Source organism: Inhella sp., from assembly GCF_027532025.1.
In the GTDB taxonomy this organism is placed as follows: domain Bacteria; phylum Pseudomonadota; class Gammaproteobacteria; order Burkholderiales; family Burkholderiaceae_C; genus Inhella.
This window is the reverse complement of the sequence record NZ_JAPZSY010000003.1, coordinates 54,879-75,921: the sequence shown is the minus strand read 5'-3', so window position 1 is coordinate 75,921 and position 21,043 is coordinate 54,879. Positions and strand designations below refer to the sequence as shown.

Below are 21,043 nucleotides of genomic sequence, written 5' to 3'. Positions count from 1 at the left end.
AACAATCCCGGTTTCAGTGAAACCCGACAACAGGCAGCCCATCCACCCCGTGTGCAGTTCATCCTCGCCACCGTGCGGCGCATCGCGATCGCTTTGGGTGGGGCGAGGGGTGCGGGCATAGTGTGTTAACTCACCAACACACTGGAGCCGGAGGGATCGCGATGCACCACCCATGGAATGACACGGCGCCGATTTATCGGCAGCTGGCCCAGCAGTTGGCTGGGCAGTTGCTCGATGGCGAGCCGCCCGAGGGCCAACCGATGCCGTCGGTGCGCGCGCTGGCCCAGCAGTACCTGATCAACCCGCTGACGGTGAGCCGGGCGCTGCAGAGTTTGGTCGACGAGGGGTTCTTGGAGCCCCGTCGCGGCTTGGGCATGTACGTGACCGAAGGGGCGCGCCAGCGCCTGATGATGAGCGAGCGAGAGGCGTTTTTGCGCGACGAGTGGCCGGTGCTGCGGGAGCGGTTGCGCCGACTGGGCCTGGGCGCCAAGGACTTGAACTGGGAGAGCCACTGATGAATTGGATCGAGGCCCGTGAAGTCACGCTGCGATACGGGCGCAGCAAGACGGCGGTGGACCGCGTGTCATTCGACATCGCCCCCGGCCGCGTGGTGGGCCTGTTGGGCCACAACGGCGCGGGCAAGACCAGCCTGATGAAGGCCCTGGTGGGTTTGAAGGGCGTGGAGGGCTCCTTGAGCGTGCTGGGCCGCAACCCGGTGGTCGATCGCGCCGAGTTGCTGAGCGAACTGAGCTACATCCCCGACGTGGCGGTGCTGCCGCGCTGGGCCCGGGTGCACGAGCTGATCACGCTGATGAGCGGGCTGCAGCCCAAGTTCAGTGCCGAGCGGGCGCGCCAGCTGCTGCGTCGCACCAGCGTGGGCCTGAACGACAAGGTGAAGAGCCTGAGCAAGGGCATGGTGGTGCAGGTGCACTTGGCGCTGATCGCCGCCATCGACGCCAAGCTGATGATCTTGGACGAGCCCACGCTGGGCCTGGACGTGATCAGCCGCAAGGGCTTTTACGAAATGCTGATCGACGAGTGGTGCGACGGCGAGCGCAGCGTGCTGATCAGCACGCACCAGGTCGAAGAGATCGAGGCCTTGCTGACCGACGTGCTGATGATGGACGAAGGCAAGCTGGTGTTGAACCTGAGCCTGGAGGCGATGGAGAGCCGTTTTGTCGCGCTGAGCCACGATGCCGAAGCCGCCGACGCGGTGGCCGCCGCGCACCCGCTGCTGCGCTACCGCTCGATGGGCGGCAAGCCGGCCGCGCTGTTCGACGGCGCGCCGCCGCCGCACTTGGAGGCGCTGGGTCAGCGCTTCCGCCCGAGTTTGGTGGACCTGTTCGTGGCGCTGACGCGCAAGCCCGAACTGGCCCCCCGCGCCTGAAGGAGAAGGACCATGTTCAACGCAACGCGATTCAAGACCCTGATGCTGCGCGAGTGGTTGCAAAACCGCTGGACCTGGCTGATTGCCGTGGGCAGTTTGCCAACGCTCGTGCTCCTCATCACGCCCTTTGGGCAAGTGAGCTTGCCCAAAGATTTGCCTGTGACGCTTGTGGGCACGGCGGCCGTTTGCGTGACGGCCCTGTTGGCGGTGACCTTCGCCTGGCTGACGACCTTGTTCACCGCCAGCGGCCTGGCGCGGCGAGATGTGCAGGACCGTTCCATCGAATTCTGGCTGTCCCTGCCCAGCACGCATGGCGAGCACGTTGGTGCGCAGTACTTGATGCACGGCCTGCTCTTCCCGCTGGGCGCACTGGCCCTGGGCCTGGCCCTGGGTTTTATGCTGCTGCCGCTGCTGCTGGTGAAGTGGCAGGGTCTGGCCGCGCTCGGCAACGTGGATTGGGGCTTGTTGTTCGGCCGCGTGGGTCTGCAGGCGGGCTTGGGCGTGGTGGGCCTGGTGCTGACCGCCCTGTGGATGGCGCCGCTGGTCTTCGTCATCATGGCTGCGTCGGCCTGGGTCAAGCGTTTGGCGCTGCCGCTGCTGATCGTGGTGGGCGTCTTGTTGGCCAACCTGCCGGCCTCGGCCGCGGCGTTCCGTGCCTTCATGATGACCTGGCTGAGCTTGGGTGGCGCGGTGGTGGACGGCTCTGTGCGGGTCTTTGCCACCCTGAACGTCCCGGGTGGCAAGGTGGACGGCGACAGCTTCCAGCCCATGCTGCCGGTTGAGTTCCTCACCGAGTCCGCCAAAGACCTGGCCTCCCCGCAGTTTGCGCTGGGCCTGCTGTTGAGCGCGGTGGCGATCTATCTGCTGATCGTCAAGCGCCGCAGCAACGGCTGAGCGACTCACGCGCACAACGAAAAGCCCGGCACTGCCGGGCTTTTCGTTGCGGGGCCTGAACCCCGGCGGCAGCCTCAGGGGCGGGTCGGCGCTTCTTGGGCGCGGCCGCGCCATTGGCTCACGGCTTCGGCCACTTGGTCCAGCGAGGCGATGACCCGCAAGCGCTCATCGCGTTGCGCATGCCGGCGCAGGGCGGCGGCCGAGCCGCCCACCCACAGCTGCGCATCGGACGGCAGGCTGGCGAGCAGGTGGGTCAGGGATTCATCCACCAGGGCGGCCGAGGCGTAGGCCGAAAAGCTCAGGGCCAGCACGTCGGCGCGCTGGCTGTGGCTGGCGGTGGCGATTTGGTCGATGGGCGTTTGCAAGCCCAGCGAAATGCATTGGCAACCCGACAGGGCCAGCAGCGCCTGGACCATGAGCAGGCCCAGGCCGTGCTCTTCGCCGGGCACCGTGCCGAGCAACACCCTGGGCGGGCCCATGCGCTCGTTGGGCGGCAGCATCGCCATGGCGCGGTGCAGCTGTTGTTGGACGACTTCGGTGAACAGGTGCTCCTCAAAGATCTGCACCCGGCCCTGGCTCCACAGGTGGCCGACGTGGGCGATCAGTGGGGCCAACACCTCGATGACGTAGGGCCCCAAGCCGCGTTTGAGCAGCTGGGCTTGCAGGGCCTCTTGCAGCGCATACAGCTGGTGGCTGAGCAAGGGCTTCAGCAGGGCGTCCAGGTCTTCGTGGCTCAGTCGCCCTTCGCTGCGGCTGGTGGCCGGTGCGGGTCGCTGTTCCAGGGTTTGCAGCCGCTGCTGCAGCGCGGAGGTGGGCAGGGCCACCACGTGGCTGGGACGGGCGCCTGCGTCCAGCAGGCGCTTGATCAGACGCAGCCGCTGTACTTGCTCCGCCGAGTACACGCGTTCACCCAAGCCGTCCCGTTCGGGGCAGGGGAAGCCGTACCGGCGTTCCCAGACGCGCAGCAGGTCCTTGGAGAGCCCCGTGTCGCGTTCCACGGCAGCAATGCCCAAGCCCACGTCCAGCGTGGGGCTGGCAGTCGGAGGGGCCTCGACCTGTTCGGCGAATGTCTTGGACAGAGTTGTGCTCGAATGGACAATGTGCTGTAATTTAGCGCATCAACCCAACTTTGACCAGGACAAAACCCCATGAATCGCTTTTCTGTCCAAGCGTCGGTGTTCGCCAGCTTGGTGCTGGCGTGGTGCGTGGGGGCCGGCGAGGCCCGAGCACAAGCGCCCGGCAGCCCGGCGGCGACCAGCGCCGCTCCCAACTGCCCCAGCTTGCTGCAGCGCACCCAACTGCGCTTGCAAGACGAAGCGCCCCAGAATCTGTGCCAGTATGCGGGTCAGGTGCTGTTGGTGGTCAACACCGCCAGTTACTGCGGCTTCACCCCGCAGTACAAGGGGCTCGAGGCCCTGCAAGCCAAGTACGGGCCACGAGGCTTTTCGGTGTTGGGGTTCCCGTCGAATGATTTCGGCGAGCAGGAGCCCAAGAGCAACCAGGAGATCGCCGATTTCTGCGAGAACACCTTCAACGTCAGCTTCCCGATGTTCGCCAAGTCGGTGGTCAAACCCGGCAAGGCCGGGATGAACCCGTTGTTCGAGCAACTCATCCGCGAAAGCAACAGCGCGCCGCGTTGGAACTTCCACAAATACTTGGTGGGCCGCGACGGCAAGGTCATCGAGGCTTACGGCAGCATGACCGCGCCGGACAGCAAGGCCCTGGTGTCGGCCTTGGAGAAGGCGCTGGGGGCCCGGCCTTGAGCGCCCTGGGCAGCGCCTCCCCGATGCTCGCGCCCGCCATGCGCCGCGAGACCGCCGCGCCCGACCGCGGGCCTGCCGCCCATGCGCGGGATTTGCTGCCCTGGCTGCACGAGCGGCGCGCTCGCCCGGCGCCGTCGGGTCGGGGGCCGCGCGTCGCCGTGGTGGGGGCGGGCATCAGCGGCCTGGGCGCGGCGCATGCCCTGTCCACCTCGGCGCAGGTCACGCTGTTCGAGGCCGAGCCGCGCCTTGGCGGCCATGCCAACACGGTCGACGTGACCCTGGACGGTGTGACGCACGGCGTGGACACGGGCTTTCTCGTGTTCAACGAGCGCACCTATCCGCTGCTGATCGACCTGTTCGCCCACTTAGGCGTGACCACCGCGAAAAGCGACATGAGCTTTTCGGTGCAAAACCTGGCCACGGGCCTGGAGTGGAGTGGCAGCAGCCTGAACACGGTGTTTGCCCAGCGTCGCAATCTGGTGCGACCGGGCTTTTGGAGCATGCTGGCCGACCTGCTTCGCTTCAACAAGCGATGCACCGAGTTGGCGGAGCGGGGCGATGACGCCGCCTTGGCCGAGCCCACCGACGCCTTTTTGCGCCGCGAGCGCTTTGGCGACGCCTTCCGCGACGGTTATCTGTTGCCGATGGTGGCCTGCATCTGGTCCTGCCCCACGGAGCAGATGCTGCGTTTTCCCATCGGCACGCTCATTCGCTTCTGCCACAACCACGGCCTCTTGCAGGTGGCCGACCGACCCCAGTGGTACACGGTGGCCGGGGGGTCGCGGCACTACGTGGAGCGTCTGCGCGCCAGCTTGAACGACGTGCGCAGCGCCAGCCCCGTGCGCGGCGTGCTGCGCCAGCCCGACGGCGTGTGGGTGCGGACCGACCAAGGCCAGGAGCACTTCGATGCCCTGGTGATGGCCACGCACAGCGACCAAGCCCTGGCTTTGCTGGACACCCCGAGCGACGCCGAGCGCCGCCTCTTGGGTGCGTTGCGCTACCAACCCAACCGCGCCGTGTTGCACACCGACGAGCGCGTGCTCCCTCGCCGCCGTCGTGCTTGGGCCGCTTGGAACTACGAGGCCCAAGCTGCGCAGCCTCAGCAGGACCACCGCCCCGTGTGCCTGCACTACCTCATCAACCACCTGCAGCCCTTGCCGTGGCGCCGGCCCGTCGTCGTCAGCATGAACCCGTTGCGCGAGCCGACCCAGGTGCTGCAGGAATTCCGCTACGCGCACCCGGTGTTCGACGAAGCGGCGGTGCGTGCGCAGGCGCGCTTGAACACCTTGCAAGGCGAAGGCCGGGTGTGGTTTGCCGGCGCTTGGACGCGCTACGGCTTCCACGAAGACGGGCTGTTGTCGGGCCTGACCGCCGCGCGTGCCGTGCTGGCCGAGTTGGAGGCGGTTCGCTCATGAGCCTGGCGACCGCCTGGTTGGGCCGCGGCCCGGTGCGCCACCAGCGCCTGGCGCCGCGCCGCCATGGCTTTGCCTACGCCAGCTGCTTCCTGATGCTGCCCATGCGCACCTTGCGGGCGCAGCCCCATCCCGCCTTGCCCCGCAATCGCTGGGGCTGGATGTCGTTCCACGACGCCGACCACGGCGACGGCGGCCCCGATGCCCTGGCTTGGCTGGAAGCGCTGCTCGCCCGCGAGGGTGTGCGCGACGCCGATGGCGAGGTCTGGTTGCAGTGCTTTCCCAGGGTGCTGGGTCATGCCTTCAAGCCCGTCAGCTTTTGGTTTTGCGAACGCGCCGACGGCAGCACCGCCGCCGTGGTGGCCGAGGTGCACAACACCTTCGGCGAGCGACACGCTTACTTGCTGCAAGGGCCGGGCTTGCGCACCGGTGCCACCTTGCAGGCCCGCAAGGTGTTCCACGTCTCGCCTTTTGCCGAAGTGGCCGGGCGTTATCGCTTCCGGTTCTTTCACCGCTGGGGCGAGCAGCCCCGCCTGCTGGCCCGCGTGGATCTCGACGACGACGCCGGGCGGCCTTTGATCGAAACCTCCCTTTCCGGCACGCTGGAACCCTTGACGGCCGCGGCCTTGCGCCGCGTCGCCTGGGCCCAGCCTTTGCACAGCCTGATGGTCGTGGCCCGCATCCATTGGCAAGCCTTGGGTCTGTGGCTCAAGCGCGTGCCCTGGTTCAGCAAGCCCGAGCCTCCCCTCCAATCTGTCACACGGTCCACCCCATGAGCACCACCTCCGACACCCTGCGCCCCGCCTTGGAGGCTCCGGCCGACGCGCCGCATGCCGTGCGCGCCGTCTTTGCGCTGCTGCACCGCCTGCGCCATGGCAGCCTGGACCTGCAACTGCCCGATGGCAGCACCGCCCACGTGGGCGTGGCCGAGGGCGAGCGTGCCGCCATCCGCATCAAAGACTGGGCCTTGGCCGAGGCCACGCTCAAGAAGGGCGACATTGGCTTCGCCGAGAGCTACATCCAGGGCCACTGGAGCAGCCCCGATCTGGCCACCTTGCTGACCTTGTTCCTGCGCAACCGCCAGGAGCTCGAATCCGTCATATACGGCACCTGGTGGGGGGCGCTGGCTTACCGCGTCAAACACTGGCTCAACCGCAACACGCGCAGCGGCAGCCGCAAGAACATCGTCGCCCACTACGACCTGGGCAACCCGTTCTACACGCTGTGGCTGGACCCCAGCATGAACTACAGCAGCGCCTGGTTCTCGCAAGGGCGCGACATGTCGCTCACGGAGGCCCAAAACGCCAAGATGCGCCGCGCGCTCGACGAGCTGGGCCTGCAACCCGGCCAGCGTCTGCTCGAAATCGGCTGCGGCTGGGGCGCCATCGCTGAGATGGCCACCCGCGACCTCGGGGTGCGCGCCACCGGCCTGACCTTGAGCGACGAGCAACTGGCCTACGCCCAAGGGCGCTTGCATGCGGCCGGCCTGCACGAACAGGCCGATCTGCGCCTGCAGGACTACCGCGACCACCAAGCCGCGCAGCCGTACGACGGCCTGGTCTCCATCGAGATGTTCGAAGCCGTGGGCGAGGCCTACTGGCCCGCCTATTTCGAGACGGTGGCCCGCCAGCTCAAGTCGGGGGGGCGCGCCTGCATCCAGACCATCACCATCCGCGACGAGCTGTGGGCGCGCTACCGCCGCTCCACCGACTTCATCCAGCAGTACATCTTCCCGGGTGGCTTGCTGCCCAGCCCCAGCGCTTTCCGGCAAGCCGCCGAGCGGGCGGGCCTGGTGGTCGAGCGTGCTTTCTCGTTCGGCGCCGATTACGCCGAAACGCTCAAGCGCTGGCGTGAGGCCTTTTTGCGCCACGAGCCGCAGGTGCGGGAACAAGGCTTTGACGAGCGCTTCGTCCGCATGTGGGAGTTTTATTTGGCCTACTGCGAGGCCGCCTTTGCCACGGGGAACACCGATGTCATGCAATTCACCTTGCGCAAGCCGTAGGGCTTGGATCGGCGCGGCTGCCGCGCTGATGGCCGTGCCAGGGCTCGCCTGGGCCCAGGGCGCCACCGCCGTCCCGGCCGAGTTGGCGGGCATGCAGGCGCGCGGCCAGGGGCGCTTGCGCTTCTTGGGCCTGCGTGTGTACGACATCAAGCTCTGGTCGCCCGAGCCCATCGGTCCCGACTGGACCCGGCACACGCTGGCCCTGGAGCTGACCTACGCGCGCAGCCTCAAGGGCCCGCTCATTGCCGAGCGTTCGCTCAAGGAAATGCGGCGCCAGGGGGAGATCGCGGAGCCCAAGGCCAAGGCCTGGTTGGCAGCCATGACCGCCGCCTTCCCGGACGTGGCCGAAAACGACCGTCTTGTGGGTCGCTACGCCCCTGGCGAGCCCGCCCGCTTCTGGTTCAACGGACAGCCTCGGCCCGCCCAACTGGACGCCGAGGGCAGCCGCTGGTTCTTCGGCATCTGGCTCAGCCCGCAAACCTCCGAGCTGGCCCTGCGTGAGCAGTTGTTGGGAGAGCGGGGATGAGCGGCTGGCGCTACGGCGCCTTGGGGCTGCCCCTGGCCTTCGTGGCGCTGCCGCTTTATGTGAGCCTGCCGGCCTATTACGCCCAGGCCTTTGCCGTGCCCCTGGCGCAGTTGGGCGCGCTCTTGCTGTTCGCCCGATTGGTGGATGCCGCGTTGGACCCCTTCATCGGGCGGGCGGCCGACGCCTGGCTGTCCCGCCGGTCCTGGCTGGTGCCCGTGCTTGGCGTGGCCGGTGTCGTCATGCTGCTGGCGTTTGCAGGGCTGTTCTTCCCGCCGGCCGCCGTTCGCGGTCCCGCCCTCCTGGCTTGGGCCGGTGCCATGCTGGTGCTCGGCTACACCGCCTACAGCGTGCTGGCCATCAGCCACCAAGCCTGGGGCGCACGGCTCGGGGGCAATGCCACGGCCCAAACCCGCATCGTGGCTTGGCGCGAAGGGTCTGCTCTGCTGGGGGTGTTGCTGGCCAGCGTGCTCATGAGCCAAGCGGGGTGGCCCATCACCACCCTGGCATTGGCCATCACCCTGGCCTTGGGGCTGGCGCTGCTGTGGAGCTTGGCCGCGCCGCCGGCCCCGCCCCGCCAGTCCACGCGCTGGGCCTTGGCCTGGCGCACGCCCGCGTTTCGCAAGCTGCTGGCGGTGTACGCCGTCAACGGCATCGCGGCCGCCATCCCGGCCACCGTGCTCCTGTTCTACGTGCGCGACGTGCTGCAAGCCCCCGAGAAGGAGGCGATGTTCTTGGTCGCCTACTTCGCGGCCGCGGCCGTTTCCATGCCGCTGTGGCTGCGCGCCGTGGCCCGTTGGGGTCAGGCGCGCTCGTGGCTCTTGGGCATGGGCCTGGCGGTGATCAGCTTCGTTTGGGCGGGGTCCCTGGGCGCGGGCGATGTGATGCCCTTCCTGCTCGTTTGTTTGGCCAGCGGCGTGGCGGTGGGGGCCGACTTGGCCATCCCCGCCGCCATGCTGGCGCGGGTCGTGCAGAACGCCGGCTTAGCCGGCCGTGCCGAAGGCGCTTTTTTCGGCTGGTGGAACGGCATGAGCAAGCTCAACCTGGCCTTGGCCGCCGGCTTGGCCCTGCCGCTGCTGCAGGCCCTGGGCTACCAAGAAGGCGCCCGCGACGAGGGCTCCTTGCAGGCGCTGGCCCAGGTGTACGCCTGGCTGCCTTGCGTGCTCAAAGTCGGGGCCATGGCCCTGTTGTGGACGTTTTTCGCGGCCGGTCAGGGCCGCTCCTCGCTGGAGACACACCCATGAACCGCCGATGGGCCCTGTTGGGCCTGCCTTTGCTGGCCGCCTGCGCCAGCCCCTCGGTCGAGCAGTACGCCGCCGAAAAGCCGGTGCTGGATCTCCGCCAGTACTTCAACGGCCCCATGACGGCGCACGGCGTCTTCACCGACCGCAGCGGCGCCGTCAAGCGCCGCTTCGTGGTCAAGCTGCTGGGCACCTGGAAGGGCGACGAGGGGGTGCTGGAGGAGGACTTCGTCTACAGCGACGGCGCCCAGGAGCGTCGCGTGTGGCGCATCACCCACCACGGCCAGGGGCGCTACACCGGCCGGGCCGACGACGTCATCGGCGAGGCCCAAGGTCAGGCTGCGGGCAATGCCCTGCGCTGGGCCTACACCCTGCGCCTGAAGGTGGACGACACCACCTACGACGTGCAGTTCGACGACTGGATGTGGCTGGTGGACGAGCGCGTCATGCTCAACAAGGCCACGATGAGCAAGTTCGGCGTCCGCTTGGGCGAGGTCACTTTGTCGTTCACCAAACCCTGAACCCTCCCCATGCCTTTGAACCCGAAGATCACCGACTGGCGCGGCAAGACCGTGTGGCTGCTCGGCGCCAGCACCGGCATCGGCGCCGCGCTGGCCCACGCCCTGCATGCCGCTGGCGCACGCGTGGCCGTCAGCGCGCGCAGCGCCGACAAGCTGCAAGCCTTCGTCGACGAGCACCCGGGCAGCCTGGCCTTGCCGGTCGATGTGGGCGACCCCGCCAGCTTGCGCGCCGCAGCCCGTGCCCTGGTGGCGCGCCAAGGCGGGCTGGACTTCGTGCTGTTCTGCGCCGGCACCTACAGCCCCATGCGGGCCGAAGCCTTCGACTTGACCAACGCCACCGACCAGCTGCGCGTCAACTACCTGGGCGCTTTGAATTTGCTGGATGCCGTGCTGCCGCAATTGCTGGCGCAGTGCGAGCAAGGGCGCGGCGGGCACCTCAGCCTTGTCAGCAGCGTGGCCGGTTACCGTGGCTTGCCCAAGGCCTTGGCCTATGGGCCGTCCAAGGCGGCCCTCATCAACTTGGCCGAAGTGCTCTACCTCGACCTGCAGCCCAAGGGCCTGGCCGTTAGCGTGGTCAACCCGGGCTTCGTGGCCACCCCGCTCACGGCGCAAAACGACTTCACCATGCCGGCGCTGCAAACCCCCGAGCAGGCCGCGCAGGCCATGCTCGACGGCTACGCCGCAGGCGACTTTGAAATCCATTTCCCCAAGCGCTTCACGCGCCTCGTCAAGGCCTTGCGCTGGATGCCGGCGCGGGCCTACTTTGCCCTGGTGCGCAAGGGTACGGGGCTGTGAGTCGCGTTCAGGCCGTGCGCGCCTACTTCGAAGCCCTGCAGCCCGGCGACGTGGCGCGCATGGGCGAGCTGTACGCCGACCAAGCCTTCTTCCGCGACCCGTTCAACGAGGTGCGCGGCCTGGCGGCCGTGCAGCGCATCTTTGCCCACATGTTCGAGAGCGTGGAGGCGCCGCGTTTCGTCGTGCGCGACGCTTTCGAGCAAGGCGATCAGGGTTTCTTGACGTGGGACTTCCACTTCGTCGCGCGAGGCCGCCCCATGCTCATCCACGGCAGCAGCCATGTGCGCTTCGCCCCCGATGGCAAGGTGCAATACCACCGCGACTACTGGGACGCCGCCGAAGAACTTTGGGAAAAGCTGCCCGTGCTGGGCTCGGTGCTGCGGCTGCTCAAGAAGCGGCTTCGAGCGCACTGACCAACGCGGCCAGCGTCGCGCCCTCGAACCACGGGCGGATCGGCGTGTCCGCCGGCCTGGCGGCGGTGTGCCCCCGGTGCACCCAGGCGCTGGGCTGGCCCGCGTGGTGCGCGCCTTCGATGTCCAGCCGCCAGTCGTCGCCGATGTGCAGCACTTCGGCAGGCGGAACGCCCAACTGGCTGCAGCCCGCGTGAAAGAAGTCGGTGTGCGGTTTGCCGCGCCCAAAGGCTCGCGCGCTGAGGATGCCGACGAAGAACCGGTCCAGCCCCACGGCGTGCAGGTCGGCGTTGCCGTTGGTCAGGGCCAGGATCGGCCCGCGCGCGCTCAGCGCCGACAGGGCAGCGGCCGCATCGTCGAACAACACCACCTGTTGGCGCCAGTGGAAGAAATGCTGGAAGGCCGGCAACGCCAGCGCGGGCGCATCGCCCGCTGCCGCGAGTGCCTGCTCGATGGCGCGCTGGCGCAGCCACGAGAAGTCGTGGGCTTGTTCGGGGAACTCCGCGGTCACTGCGTCGCGCAGCTGGCGCAGGCCGGGCACGTCGAACATCGCCGCCGTGCGCGGGGCGTGGCGCTGCAGCCAGCCGTGCAGCTCCACCTCGGCCCGCTCGATCACGGGCCAGATCGGCCACAGGGTGTCGTCCAGGTCCAGCGTGAAGGCGCGAACCTTCACCGCAACCAGCCCTTGCGCTTGAAGTAAATGAACGGGGCGGCCACCGACACCACCATCAGGCCGATGGCGAACGGGTAGCCGTACGTCCACTTCAACTCCGGCATGAAGTCGAAGTTCATGCCGTACACGCTGGCGATCAGCGTGGGCGGCAGCAAGGCCACCGACGCCACGGAGAAGATTTTGATGATCTTGTTCTGGTTGATGTTGATGAAACCGACCGTCGCGTCCATCAAGAAGTTGATCTTGTCGAACAAGAACGCGGTGTGGCTGTCCAGGGAGTCGATGTCGCGCAAGATCTGGCGCGAGTCCTCGAACTGCTCGGCCGTGAGCATGCGGCTGCGCATCATGAAACTCAGCGCGCGGCGCGTGTCCATCACGTTGCGACGGATGCGGCCGTTCAAGTCTTCTTCGCGGGCGATGGCGGTCAGCACCTCGCCGGCTTCTTCGTCGGTCACCTGTTCTTTCAGCACGCGGGCGCTGATGGCGTTCAGGGCGTCGTAAATGCCTTCCAGCGCATCGGCGCTGTATTCGGCGTCGGCGTCGTACAGCTTGAGCAGCACGTCCTTCGCGTCGTCGATCAAGGCGGGCGTGCGCCGAGCCCGCATGCGCAGCAGGCGGAACACGGGCAGCTCTTCTTTGCGCACGCTGAACAGCACCCTGCGGTGCAAGATGAAGGCCACGCGCACGTTGCGAGAGGCCCCCTCTTCGTCCAGGCGCAAGAAGTCGGATCGGATGTGCAGTTGCCCGTCGTCTTCTTCGTAGAAGCGGGCCGACTCTTCCAAGTCATCGTCCACCGCGTCCTCCGGGATCGACAGCCCGAAGTGCTTCAGCACCCAAGCCTTGTCGTCGGGCGACGGGTCTTCCAGGTCCACCCAGATCGGGCGCAGTTGCCCGGCATCGGGCGCATCAAAGGCCTCGGGGGCCAAGCCGGCCAAACGGCCGTTGTCGATCGAGAAGATGTTGAGCATCGTCGGCGTGCAAGCGGGCCCCGGTGGGGCGGTTCCAAAGGCTGGGTGGGGTGGGGATCCGCTCCTTGGGCCTCAGGAATTCCTAGACGCCGAAGGAAGCGGTCACCGAGGGTGGTCGCTGTCCAAGATGGCTCCTGTCGATGCAGAAAACGGGTCATTATGGCCTTGCCTTGACCGGGCTCACAACGTGAACAAATGCCTACTGGAGCCCTGCAAAAGTGGCTTGCCCGCGCCCCGCTCCGTGGGCACACTCAGGGTGCGTTTGGAGTTCCTTTGCTGCCCCGAGACCCGTTTCCCTCGGCCCGCCTTTTGACCGGGCCTGCCACCGCCCCCCGCTTCCACGGAGGGCGCGTGGCCGAGCGGCAGCCCGGCTCCAGCGCTCCCTTGGCGCCATCACCGGACCCTTGGAGGTTCGGCAACGGCGTCTGTTGCCCCAGCCTTGGAAAGGAGGCTCTATGAACCTGACGATCAGCGGCCATCATCTCGACGTGACGCCGGCACTGCGCGAATACGTGGTGACCAAGCTCGACCGAGTGACCCGTCACTTTGACCAAGTGGTGGACATCAACGTGCTCCTCACCGTGGAAAAGCAAAAGGAAAAGGAGCGTCGGCAGCGAGCCGAAGTCACCGTTCGGGTCAAGGGCAAGGACATCTTTGTCGAGCAGGCCCACGAAGACCTGTACGCCGCGATCGACCAGCTGATGGACAAGCTGGATCGGCAAGTGTGTCGGCACAAGGAGATGCTGCAGGACCACCATCACCAGGCGGCCAAGCGCCTGGACGTGGGCGCTGCATCCTGACCGACGCGGTGCATTCCCCCCGCAGCGGCCCTTGGGGCCGCTTTTTTGTGCGCCGCTTCCTATAATTTCCAATCGTTCTCGACGCCCCGCCCATGAACCGACTCGCCGCCGTGCTCCCCGCTGCCAATGTGCAGCTGAACGTGGACGCCACCAGCAAGAAGCGGCTGTTCGAGCAGGCGGGCCTGTTCTTCGAGAACCTGCACGGCCTGTCCAGGGCGGTGGTCACCGACAACCTGTTCGCGCGCGAGCGCTTGGGGTCGACCGGGTTGGGCTATGGGGTGGCCATCCCGCACGGGCGCATCAAGGGTTTGAAATCGCCCTTGGCTGCGGTGATGCGCGTCCAACAGCCCATCGGGTTCGACGCGCCCGACGACGAGGCCGTGAGCCTGCTCATCCTTCTGCTCGTCCCTGAAGCCGCGACCCAGCGGCACCTGGAAATCTTGGGCGAGATCGCCGAAATGCTCAGCGACCGCGAGTTGCGCGAGCGCCTGAAAACCGAGCCCGATGCCGCCACGGTGCATCAACTGATCAGCGCCTGGCAGCCAGCCCGTTCGGCGGCATGAAGGCAGTCTCGATCAGTGCCGACCGTTTGTTCGAGGAACACCGCGAGGCCCTGCGCTGGGAATGGATTGCGGGCCACGCCCACCCCGAACGCCGCTTCGACGACGCTGCGCTGCGGGATGCGCAATCCGCCGCCGACCTGGTCGGTTACCTGAACTACATCCACCCCTACCGCGTCCAGATCGTGGGCGTGCGCGAGGTGGCCTACCTCACCCAGGCCAGCGACGAGGTGTTGGAGCGTCGTGTTTCGCGCATCGTCACGCTGGAGCCGCCGGTCATCATCGTGGCCGACCGCTGCGTCGCGCCGCCCAAGCTGGTGGCCATGTGCGACCGCGCCGACATCCCGCTGTTCACCACCGCCGATTCGGCGGGGCACGTGATCGACGTGGTGCGGGCCCATTTGGCCCAACTTTGCGCCAACCGCAGCACCCGACATGGGGTGTTCATGGACATCCTGGGTCTTGGCGTGTTGCTCACCGGTGAGTCTGGCCTTGGCAAAAGCGAATTGGGGCTGGAGCTCATCTCTCGTGGTCATGGTTTGGTGGCCGACGACGCGGTCGATTTCTTCCGCATCGCCCAAGACACCGTGGTTGGGCGCTGTCCCGAGTTGCTGGCCAATCTGCTCGAGGTTCGCGGCATCGGCCTGCTGGACATCAAGGCCATCTTTGGCGAGACGGCGGTGCGCCGCAAGATGCGGCTCAAGCTCATCGTTCACCTGGTGCGCCGCGAAACCTTGGAGCGCGAGTTCGAGCGCTTGCCCTACGAGCCCCTGTACGAGGACGTCCTGGGTGTGCCCACGCGCAAGGTCATCATCGCCGTCGATGCCGGGCGCAACCTCGCCGTGCTGGTGGAGGCGGCGGTGCGCAACACCATCTTGCAGTTGCGCGGCATCGACACCTACCAGGAGTTCGTGGCCCGCCACCAGCGGGCCATGGAGCAGGGACAGCCCGACTGAGCCCCTGCGCCGGCGGCGTCACTTGCGCCGGTGAGGGCAGTCGGTGCGGGTGCAGACGGCGTACAGCGCCAGCGAGTGCTCTTGCAACTCGAACCCCCGCTCTTTGGCGATGTCATGTTGGCGTGTTTCGATGGCCTCGTCGTAAAACTCTTCGACCTTGCCGCAGCTCAGGCACACCAAATGGTCGTGGTGCCGGCCCTCGTTGAGTTCGAACACCGCCTTGCCCACTTCGAAGTGGTTGCGCGTCAGCAGGCCCGCCTGTTCGAACTGCGTCAGCACCCGGTAGACCGTGGCCAGGCCGATGTCGGCGTCTTCGGCCAACAGTGCCTTGTAGACGTCTTCGGCCGTCAGGTGTCGCCGCGTCGCGCGCTGGAACACCTCCAGCACCCGGATGCGCGGAAGCGTTGCCTTGAGCCCGCTGTTCTTGATTTCGTCGCTTTGGTTCATCGCTGCCGTCAGGAAGCCGGCATGGGCAGCCACCTAGAATCGAACTATCATAGCCAGCGAGCGCCGACGGCGCGCGCCCGATCACCCCATGAAGTCATTCGTCGCTCTTGCCGCCAGCGTGCTGCTGGTGGGTTGTTCCAGTTGGGTGGGTCACAACGACCGCTTCGCCTACGTCGTGCCGCTCTACCGCGTGGAGATCGTGCAAGGCAACGTCGTCACCAAGGAGCAAGCCGCCTTGGTCAAGCCCGGCATGACGCGCGATCAGGTGCGGGGGGTGCTGGGTTCGCCGCTGCTGACCGACCCCTTCCACGCCGACCGCTGGGACTACCTCTTCACCATCCGGCGGCAAGGCACCGAACCGCAACTGCGCAAGTTGGTGGCGCACTTCAAGGGCGACGTGCTCGAGCGATTCGAGGTGCCCGACAACCTGCCGACCGAGAACGAATTCGTGGCCTCGATCAACACCTTCCAGCCCAAGCGCGAGGCGCCCAAGTTGGCGCTGAGCCAGGCCGAGCGTGCCGCGCTGCCCAAGCCCGTGCGCGCGGAGCCCTCGGCCACGGAAGCCATGGGCCCCACCCGCAGCTACCCGCCCCTGGAACGCGAGTGAGCGGGCGGCTGCGCATCGCGGTGGCGGGCGCCACCGGTCGCATGGGCCGCATGCTCATCGAGCAAGTGTTGGCTGTGCCAGACATGCAGCTGACGGCAGCCCTGGAGCCCGCCGGCAGCGCCGCCATCGGGCAAGACGCGGCCGCCTTCTTGGGGCGCCCCTGCGGCGTGGCCATTGCCGAAGATGCGGCGCCCGCGCTGGCCGGCGCCCAGGTGCTGATCGACTTCACCCGCGTGAGCGGCACCTTGGCGCATTTGCCGCTTTGCCAGGCGCAAGCCTGCGCCTTGGTCATCGGCACCACGGGCTTCACGCCCGACGAGATGGCGCGCATCGACGAGGCAGCACAGACCGTGCCCATGCTGTGGGCGCCCAACATGAGCTTGGGGGTGAGCGTGATGATGAACCTGCTGGCCCAGGCCGCGCGGCAGTTGGGGGCGGCCTACGACGTGGAGATCGTCGAGGCCCACCATCGCCACAAGGTCGACGCCCCGAGCGGCACGGCCTTGCAGATGGGCGAGGTCATCGCGCAGGCCCAGGGCCAGCGCTTGGCCGAGGTGGCCACCTTCGCCCGCGAAGGGCACACCGGCCCGCGCGAAGCCGGGCGCATTGGGTTTGCGGTGGTGCGCGGCGGCGACATCATTGGCGATCACACCGCGATGTTCTGTGGCGAGGGCGAGCGCATCGAGATCAGTCACAAGTCCAGCAGCCGGGTGCACTACGCCCAGGGTGCGTTGGCCGCCGCCCGTTTCCTGGCCCAACCGAGCCGTGCGCCTCGGCTCTACCGGATGGCGGACGTTGCCGCAGCCTTGCAGGCCTCGGCATGATGGACGCAGGTGGTTTTTGGCAGGCGGCCGATGGGGTCGGTCGCGCAGTGGCTCTGCTGTTGCTGGGCATGTCCATCGTCAGTTGGGGTCTGATCGGCTGGAAGGCTTGGCTGCTGCGTCGGGCGCAGCGCGGGTTGGTGGAGGCCTTGCCGGTGTTTTGGGCCGCGCCCGATTGGGCCACGGGCCGCGCCCAGGTCCAGGCCTTGGACCCGGATGGGCTCTTGTTGCCGCTGCTGGACGCCAGCCAAGCCCACGAGCCCGCGGGCTCACTGGCCCAGCAAGGCCCGGCTGAAGCACGCTTGACCCGCGCGCTGCGCGGCGCGCTGCAGCAAGCGGTCGCTCGGCTGCAGGCGGGGCAGGTGGTCTTGGCCAGCATCGGGGCCACCGCGCCCTTCGTCGGTTTGCTGGGCACTGTGTGGGGCATTCAGCAGGCCCTGGTCGGCTTGTCGGGTGCCGGGGCCCTGACCATCGACCGCATCGCGGGGCCAGTGGGTGAGGCCCTGCTGATGACGGCGGCTGGCCTGATCGTGGCCATCCCTGCGGTGTTGGCCTACAACGTGCTGGGCAAGCGCGTGGCGGCGTGCGAGGCCGCGCTCGAAGGGCTGGCCCACGACCTTCGGGCCTGGGCCCTGGCGCGCGCATGAGCTTCGGCCGCCTCGCCCGGCGCGAGCCGGCCCCGCCGATGAGCGAGATCAACATGACGCCGCTCGTCGACGTGATGCTGGTGCTGTTGGTGATCTTCTTGGTGGCGGCTCCCTTGATGGGCGCAGCCCTGCGTTTGGACCTGCCTGCCAGCACGCAAGCGCCGGTGGCCGAAGGCGACGTGGCGCAGCGCATGGCGATCGATGCGCAGGGGCGCCTGTTCTGGAACGACGAACCCACCGACGAAGCCGCCCTCAAAGCGCGCTTGAAGGCGCTGGGCCAGGCCCAGCCTCAGGCGGAAGTGCAGTTGGCCATCGACCGCGCAGTGCCCTATGGGCAAGTGGCCAGCTGGATCGACGCCCTGCAAGCCGCTGGCCTGAGCCGCGTGGCCTTCGTCACGGCGCCGGTCGGGGCTTCGTCGCCCTGAGGGCCACGCTTGGACCCGAGGGGCTGGGCGAGAATCCGGCCCCTATGACCGCCCCCGCCAGCCCCACCCCCGAATTCGACCCCCGCGCCCTGCAAGCGCGCGCGCAAGCCCACTGGAACGCCCGCGACGCCTACCGCGTCACCGAGGACGCCAGCAAGCCCAAGTACTACGCCTGTTCCATGCTGCCCTACCCCAGCGGGAAACTGCACATGGGCCACGTGCGCAACTACACGATCAACGACATGCTGGCCCGCCAGCTGCGCATGAAGGGCTTCAACGTCCTGATGCCCATGGGCTGGGACGCCTTCGGCCTGCCGGCCGAGAACGCGGCCATGAAGGGCAAGGTGCCGCCCGCCGCCTGGACCTACTCGAACATCGCCCACATGAAGGGCCAGATGCAGGCCATGGGTCTGGCCATCGACTGGAGCCGTGAGGTCGCCACCTGCGACCCGGCGTACTACAAGTGGAACCAGTGGCTGTTCCTGAAGATGCTGGAGGCCGGCATTGCCGAGCGCCGCACGCAGGTGGTGAACTGGGACCCGGTGGACCAAACCGTGCTGGCCAACGAACAGGTCATCGACGGTCGTGGCTGGCGCTCGGGCGCGCTGGTGGAAAAGCGCGAGATCCCCGGCTACTACCTGAAGATCACCCAGTACGCCGAGGAGTTGCTCTCGGCCGTGGCCAACCCCGAAGACCCGAACTACCTGAGCGGCTGGCCCGAGCGCGTGCGCTTGATGCAGGAGAACTGGATCGGCAAGAGCCAGGGCGTGCGCTTCGCGTTCCCGCACGAGATCCGCGGTGCCGATGGCCAGTTGATCCAGGACGGCAAGCTCTACGTCTTCACCACGCGCGCCGACACCGTCATGGGCGTCACCTTCTGCGCCGTGGCCCCCGAGCACCCGCTGGCCGCGCACGCCGCCGCCAGCAACCCCAGCCTGGCCGCTTTCATCGAAGAGTGCAAGGCTGGCGGCACCACCGAGGCCGAATTGGCCACGCAAGAAAAGAAGGGCCAGCGCACCGGTCTCTTCGTCACGCACCCGATCACTGGCGCGCAGGTGGAGGTTTGGGTCGGCAACTACGTGCTGATGAGCTACGGCGATGGCGCTGTGATGGGCGTGCCGGCACACGACGAGCGCGACTTCGCGTTCGCCAAGAAGTACGGCATCGCCATCCAACAGGTGGTGGCGGTGGAGGGCGAGAGCTTCAGCCTGGACGCCTGGGCCGAGTGGTACGGCGACAAGCAGCGCGGTCGCTGCGTGAACTCCGGCGCCTTGGACGGCCTGAGCCACAAGGAGGCCGTGGACAAAGTGGCCGAGTTGGTGGCCGCCCAGGGCCTGGGCGAGAAGAAGACCACCTGGCGTCTGCGCGATTGGGGCATCAGCCGCCAGCGCTACTGGGGCACCCCGATCCCCATCATCCATTGCGACGACTGCGGCGTGGTGCCGGTGCCCGAGAAGGACCTGCCCGTGGTGCTGCCCGAGGACTGCATCCCCGACGGCAGCGGCAACCCGCTGAACAAGTCGGCCGCGTTCTTGAACGTGGCCTGCCCCCAGTGCGGCAAGCCGGCGCGGCGCGAGACCGACACGATGGACACCTTCGTGGACTCGTCGTGGTACTTCCTGCGCTACTGCGACCCGAAGAACACCGAGGCGATGGTGGCTGGCGGCACCCAGTATTGGGCGCCCATGGAACAATACATCGGCGGCATTGAGCACGCCATCCTGCACCTGCTCTACGCCCGCTTCTGGACCAAGGTGATGCGCGACCTGAAGTTGGTGAGCATCAGCGAGCCCTTCACCAAGCTGCTCACCCAAGGCATGGTGCTCAAGGGCGCGTTCTTCCACAAGCCCGAGGGCGGTGGCAAGAACTACTACTGGGACCACGAGCTCGACGTCGTCACCAACGAGGCGGGGCAGATCGTGGGCGGCAGGCTCAAGGCCGATGGCACGCCGCTCGAGTACGAGATGACGACCATGTCGAAGTCGAAGAACAACGGCGTGGACCCGCAGGCCTTGATCGACCAGTACGGCGCCGACACGGCCCGTCTGTTCGTCATGTTCGCCAGCCCGCCCGAGCAAACACTGGAATGGAACGACGCCGGCGTGGAAGGCGCCCATCGCTTCCTGAAGCGCGTGTGGAACTTCGCCACCAAGCTGGGCGACCTGCTGCGCGGCGCCGGTCAGGATTTCAGCCAGCTCTCCGCCGAGGCGAAGGCCCTGCGCCGCGAGGTGCACCTGGTGCTGCGCCAGGTCAGCAGCGACTACGAGCGTCTGCAGTTCAACACCGTGGTGTCGGGCGCGATGAAACTGCTCAACGCGCTGGACGCGTTCAAGCCGGCGAGCCCGGCCGACACGGCGGCCCTGCGCGAAGGCGCCTCGGTGCTGCTGCGCGTGCTTTACCCCGCCTGCCCGCACCTGACCCACGGCCTGTGGGAAGACTTGGGCTTTGCCAGCGCCTTGGGCGACTTGCTCGACGCGCCCTGGCCACAGGTGGACGAAGCCGCCTTGGTGCAAGACGAGATCGAACTGATGTTGCAGGTGGGCGGCAAGCTGCGCGGCAGCATCAAGGTGCCCGCCGGGGCCGACAAGGCCGCCATCGAGGCGGCGGCCTTGGCGTCGCCCGAGTTCCAAAAGTTCGCCCAAGGCGCGGCCCCGAAGAAAGTGGTCGTCGTGCCGGGCCGCCTGGTCAACGTGGTGCTTTGATGCGTCGTCGCGCTTGGCTCATCGCCCCTGCAGCGCTGCTGAGTCTGGGTGGCTGCGGCTTTGCGCTGCGAGGGGCGCCGCGCTTCGAGTTTGAGCGGCTCGCGCTCAGCGGTTTTGCCTCGCGTTCCCCCGTGCACGAGGGCCTGGTGCGTGCCCTGGAGCGCCTGCCGGTGCGCATGGTGGCCCGTCCCCAAGCGCAGGTGGTGCTGGAGGTGCAGCGTGAGGAGCACGCCAAGGTCGCGGTGGCCAGCACCGCCGCCGGCCAGGTGCGCGAATGGCAGTTGCAGCTCACGCTCGACTTCCGCGTGGTCACGCCGGGCGATGAGTTGCTGCTGCCGAGCACCGCCTTGCGACTGACGCGGGACCTCACCACGACCGAAACTCAGGCCCTGGGCAAGGAGCGCGAGGAGACGTTGCTGCGGCAGTCCATGGTGCAGGATGCGGTGGCGCTGATCATGCGTCGCTTGGCGGCCGTGCGGCCCACTTGAC

At 67.6% G+C, this 21,043-nt stretch carries 25 protein-coding genes; 21 read left to right on the top strand and 4 right to left on the bottom strand.

Annotated elements, in window-relative coordinates; all coding sequences use genetic code 11:
- Positions 1-161 precede the first annotated feature (161 nt).
- From O9335_RS00990 to O9335_RS00980, 3 genes are read left to right on the top strand one after another with little or no spacing between them, the layout of a single operon-like run.
- Positions 162-515, top strand: a complete 354-nt coding sequence (locus O9335_RS00990) for a GntR family transcriptional regulator (RefSeq protein ID WP_298382180.1) — start codon at positions 162-164, stop codon at positions 513-515.
- Entirely contained in the window at positions 515-1,387 is an 873-nt protein-coding gene (locus tag O9335_RS00985; protein ID WP_298382178.1) for an ABC transporter ATP-binding protein, read from the top strand. Before O9335_RS00990 ends, O9335_RS00985 begins: the two co-directional genes overlap by 1 nt.
- 12 nt (positions 1,388-1,399) lie before the next feature.
- A complete protein-coding gene (locus tag O9335_RS00980; RefSeq protein WP_298382177.1) occupies positions 1,400-2,281 on the top strand; it encodes a hypothetical protein in 882 nt (293 codons plus the stop codon).
- A gap of 74 nt (positions 2,282-2,355) precedes the next feature.
- On the opposite strand, the gene O9335_RS00975 is transcribed toward O9335_RS00980, so the two are convergent.
- Positions 2,356-3,294 (bottom strand): MerR family transcriptional regulator, encoded by a 939-nt coding sequence (locus O9335_RS00975; RefSeq protein WP_298382175.1) that lies wholly within the window; start codon positions 3,292-3,294, stop codon positions 2,356-2,358.
- Positions 3,295-3,429: 135 nt separating this feature from the next.
- Between O9335_RS00975 and O9335_RS00970 the strand changes: the two genes are divergently transcribed.
- From O9335_RS00970 to O9335_RS00930, 9 genes are read left to right on the top strand one after another with little or no spacing between them, the layout of a single operon-like run.
- On the top strand, positions 3,430-4,044 hold the full coding sequence (locus tag O9335_RS00970; protein WP_298382174.1) for a glutathione peroxidase: 615 nt from the start codon (positions 3,430-3,432) through the stop codon (positions 4,042-4,044).
- A 38-nt stretch (positions 4,045-4,082) separates the two neighbouring features.
- Positions 4,083-5,459: an NAD(P)/FAD-dependent oxidoreductase gene (locus O9335_RS00965; RefSeq protein ID WP_298382173.1), complete on the top strand. Its 1,377-nt coding sequence runs from the start codon at positions 4,083-4,085 to the stop codon at positions 5,457-5,459.
- A complete protein-coding gene (locus O9335_RS00960; RefSeq protein WP_298382171.1) occupies positions 5,456-6,232 on the top strand; it encodes a DUF1365 domain-containing protein in 777 nt (258 codons plus the stop codon). The genes O9335_RS00965 and O9335_RS00960 overlap by 4 nt, the downstream gene beginning before the upstream one ends.
- Positions 6,229-7,458 carry a cyclopropane-fatty-acyl-phospholipid synthase family protein gene (locus tag O9335_RS00955; protein ID WP_298382169.1) on the top strand — a complete coding sequence of 410 codons (1,230 nt, stop codon included), beginning with the start codon at positions 6,229-6,231 and terminating at the stop codon, positions 7,456-7,458. Before O9335_RS00960 ends, O9335_RS00955 begins: the two co-directional genes overlap by 4 nt.
- 28 nt (positions 7,459-7,486) lie before the next feature.
- Positions 7,487-7,984 carry a hypothetical protein gene (locus tag O9335_RS00950; RefSeq protein WP_298382166.1) on the top strand — a complete coding sequence of 166 codons (498 nt, stop codon included), beginning with the start codon at positions 7,487-7,489 and terminating at the stop codon, positions 7,982-7,984.
- Positions 7,981-9,225 (top strand): MFS transporter, encoded by a 1,245-nt coding sequence (locus O9335_RS00945; protein ID WP_298382163.1) that lies wholly within the window; start codon positions 7,981-7,983, stop codon positions 9,223-9,225. Before O9335_RS00950 ends, O9335_RS00945 begins: the two co-directional genes overlap by 4 nt.
- A complete protein-coding gene (locus O9335_RS00940; RefSeq protein WP_298382160.1) occupies positions 9,222-9,743 on the top strand; it encodes a DUF3833 domain-containing protein in 522 nt (173 codons plus the stop codon). Before O9335_RS00945 ends, O9335_RS00940 begins: the two co-directional genes overlap by 4 nt.
- A gap of 9 nt (positions 9,744-9,752) precedes the next feature.
- Positions 9,753-10,538, top strand: a complete 786-nt coding sequence (locus tag O9335_RS00935; protein ID WP_298382156.1) for an SDR family NAD(P)-dependent oxidoreductase — start codon at positions 9,753-9,755, stop codon at positions 10,536-10,538.
- Positions 10,535-10,951: a nuclear transport factor 2 family protein gene (locus tag O9335_RS00930; RefSeq protein ID WP_298382153.1), complete on the top strand. Its 417-nt coding sequence runs from the start codon at positions 10,535-10,537 to the stop codon at positions 10,949-10,951. Before O9335_RS00935 ends, O9335_RS00930 begins: the two co-directional genes overlap by 4 nt.
- Here the strand turns inward: O9335_RS00930 and O9335_RS00925 are convergent.
- Together O9335_RS00925 and corA are read right to left on the bottom strand one after the other, a co-directional pair.
- Entirely contained in the window at positions 10,926-11,621 is a 696-nt protein-coding gene (locus tag O9335_RS00925) for an HAD-IA family hydrolase (RefSeq protein WP_298382150.1), read from the bottom strand. The two genes, O9335_RS00930 and O9335_RS00925, sit on opposite strands and share 26 nt — an antisense overlap.
- Entirely contained in the window at positions 11,618-12,589 is a 972-nt protein-coding gene (corA, locus tag O9335_RS00920) for a magnesium/cobalt transporter CorA (RefSeq protein WP_298382147.1), read from the bottom strand. Before corA ends, O9335_RS00925 begins: the two co-directional genes overlap by 4 nt.
- Positions 12,590-13,044: 455 nt before the next feature.
- Here corA and raiA point away from each other — a divergent pair, with 455 nt between their 5' ends.
- The 3 genes from raiA to hprK all read left to right on the top strand — a co-directional run bounded on the left by raiA (position 13,045) and on the right by hprK (position 14,905).
- On the top strand, positions 13,045-13,389 hold the full coding sequence (raiA, locus tag O9335_RS00915; protein ID WP_298382144.1) for a ribosome-associated translation inhibitor RaiA: 345 nt from the start codon (positions 13,045-13,047) through the stop codon (positions 13,387-13,389).
- A gap of 92 nt (positions 13,390-13,481) precedes the next feature.
- Positions 13,482-13,952, top strand: a complete 471-nt coding sequence (locus tag O9335_RS00910; RefSeq protein ID WP_298382141.1) for a PTS sugar transporter subunit IIA — start codon at positions 13,482-13,484, stop codon at positions 13,950-13,952.
- Complete coding sequence (gene hprK, locus O9335_RS00905) at positions 13,949-14,905, top strand: HPr(Ser) kinase/phosphatase (protein ID WP_298382138.1); 957 nt, start codon at positions 13,949-13,951, stop codon at positions 14,903-14,905. Before O9335_RS00910 ends, hprK begins: the two co-directional genes overlap by 4 nt.
- Positions 14,906-14,923: 18 nt before the next feature.
- Here the strand turns inward: hprK and fur are convergent, their stop codons facing one another.
- On the bottom strand, positions 14,924-15,352 hold the full coding sequence (gene fur / locus O9335_RS00900; RefSeq protein ID WP_298382340.1) for a ferric iron uptake transcriptional regulator: 429 nt from the start codon (positions 15,350-15,352) through the stop codon (positions 14,924-14,926).
- Positions 15,353-15,440: 88 nt separating this feature from the next.
- Between fur and O9335_RS00895 the strand changes: the two genes are divergently transcribed.
- The 6 genes from O9335_RS00895 to lptE are packed head-to-tail and all read left to right on the top strand — an operon-like array spanning position 15,441 to position 21,042.
- On the top strand, positions 15,441-15,959 hold the full coding sequence (locus O9335_RS00895; RefSeq protein ID WP_298382135.1) for an outer membrane protein assembly factor BamE: 519 nt from the start codon (positions 15,441-15,443) through the stop codon (positions 15,957-15,959).
- Positions 15,956-16,783: a 4-hydroxy-tetrahydrodipicolinate reductase gene (dapB, locus tag O9335_RS00890; protein WP_298382132.1), complete on the top strand. Its 828-nt coding sequence runs from the start codon at positions 15,956-15,958 to the stop codon at positions 16,781-16,783. Before O9335_RS00895 ends, dapB begins: the two co-directional genes overlap by 4 nt.
- The gene (locus tag O9335_RS00885; protein ID WP_367185391.1) at positions 16,780-17,427 is read left to right on the top strand and encodes a MotA/TolQ/ExbB proton channel family protein; all 648 of its coding nucleotides are present in this window, start codon (positions 16,780-16,782) and stop codon (positions 17,425-17,427) included. Before dapB ends, O9335_RS00885 begins: the two co-directional genes overlap by 4 nt.
- Positions 17,424-17,852, top strand: a complete 429-nt coding sequence (locus tag O9335_RS00880; RefSeq protein ID WP_298382129.1) for a biopolymer transporter ExbD — start codon at positions 17,424-17,426, stop codon at positions 17,850-17,852. Before O9335_RS00885 ends, O9335_RS00880 begins: the two co-directional genes overlap by 4 nt.
- Before the next feature lie 44 nt (positions 17,853-17,896).
- Positions 17,897-20,554 (top strand): leucine--tRNA ligase, encoded by a 2,658-nt coding sequence (leuS, locus tag O9335_RS00875; RefSeq protein ID WP_298382126.1) that lies wholly within the window; start codon positions 17,897-17,899, stop codon positions 20,552-20,554.
- Positions 20,554-21,042, top strand: a complete 489-nt coding sequence (gene lptE / locus O9335_RS00870; RefSeq protein ID WP_298382124.1) for an LPS assembly lipoprotein LptE — start codon at positions 20,554-20,556, stop codon at positions 21,040-21,042. The genes leuS and lptE overlap by 1 nt, the downstream gene beginning before the upstream one ends.
- Position 21,043 lies beyond the last annotated feature (1 nt).

Coding starts and splice junctions, on each gene's coding strand:
- O9335_RS00990 (WP_298382180.1), top strand. CDS start 162: ATGCACCACCCATGGAATGACACGGCGCCGATTTATCGGCAGCTGGCC.
- O9335_RS00985 (WP_298382178.1), top strand. CDS start 515: ATGAATTGGATCGAGGCCCGTGAAGTCACGCTGCGATACGGGCGCAGC.
- O9335_RS00980 (WP_298382177.1), top strand. CDS start 1,400: ATGTTCAACGCAACGCGATTCAAGACCCTGATGCTGCGCGAGTGGTTG.
- O9335_RS00970 (WP_298382174.1), top strand. CDS start 3,430: ATGAATCGCTTTTCTGTCCAAGCGTCGGTGTTCGCCAGCTTGGTGCTG.
- O9335_RS00965 (WP_298382173.1), top strand. CDS start 4,083: ATGCGCCGCGAGACCGCCGCGCCCGACCGCGGGCCTGCCGCCCATGCG.
- O9335_RS00960 (WP_298382171.1), top strand. CDS start 5,456: ATGAGCCTGGCGACCGCCTGGTTGGGCCGCGGCCCGGTGCGCCACCAG.
- O9335_RS00955 (WP_298382169.1), top strand. CDS start 6,229: ATGAGCACCACCTCCGACACCCTGCGCCCCGCCTTGGAGGCTCCGGCC.
- O9335_RS00950 (WP_298382166.1), top strand. CDS start 7,487: ATGGCCGTGCCAGGGCTCGCCTGGGCCCAGGGCGCCACCGCCGTCCCG.
- O9335_RS00945 (WP_298382163.1), top strand. CDS start 7,981: ATGAGCGGCTGGCGCTACGGCGCCTTGGGGCTGCCCCTGGCCTTCGTG.
- O9335_RS00940 (WP_298382160.1), top strand. CDS start 9,222: ATGAACCGCCGATGGGCCCTGTTGGGCCTGCCTTTGCTGGCCGCCTGC.
- O9335_RS00935 (WP_298382156.1), top strand. CDS start 9,753: ATGCCTTTGAACCCGAAGATCACCGACTGGCGCGGCAAGACCGTGTGG.
- corA (WP_298382147.1), bottom strand. CDS start 12,589: ATGCTCAACATCTTCTCGATCGACAACGGCCGTTTGGCCGGCTTGGCC.
- raiA (WP_298382144.1), top strand. CDS start 13,045: ATGAACCTGACGATCAGCGGCCATCATCTCGACGTGACGCCGGCACTG.
- O9335_RS00910 (WP_298382141.1), top strand. CDS start 13,482: ATGAACCGACTCGCCGCCGTGCTCCCCGCTGCCAATGTGCAGCTGAAC.
- hprK (WP_298382138.1), top strand. CDS start 13,949: ATGAAGGCAGTCTCGATCAGTGCCGACCGTTTGTTCGAGGAACACCGC.
- fur (WP_298382340.1), bottom strand. CDS start 15,352: ATGAACCAAAGCGACGAAATCAAGAACAGCGGGCTCAAGGCAACGCTT.
- O9335_RS00895 (WP_298382135.1), top strand. CDS start 15,441: ATGAAGTCATTCGTCGCTCTTGCCGCCAGCGTGCTGCTGGTGGGTTGT.
- O9335_RS00885 (WP_367185391.1), top strand. CDS start 16,780: ATGATGGACGCAGGTGGTTTTTGGCAGGCGGCCGATGGGGTCGGTCGC.
- O9335_RS00880 (WP_298382129.1), top strand. CDS start 17,424: ATGAGCTTCGGCCGCCTCGCCCGGCGCGAGCCGGCCCCGCCGATGAGC.
- leuS (WP_298382126.1), top strand. CDS start 17,897: ATGACCGCCCCCGCCAGCCCCACCCCCGAATTCGACCCCCGCGCCCTG.
- lptE (WP_298382124.1), top strand. CDS start 20,554: ATGCGTCGTCGCGCTTGGCTCATCGCCCCTGCAGCGCTGCTGAGTCTG.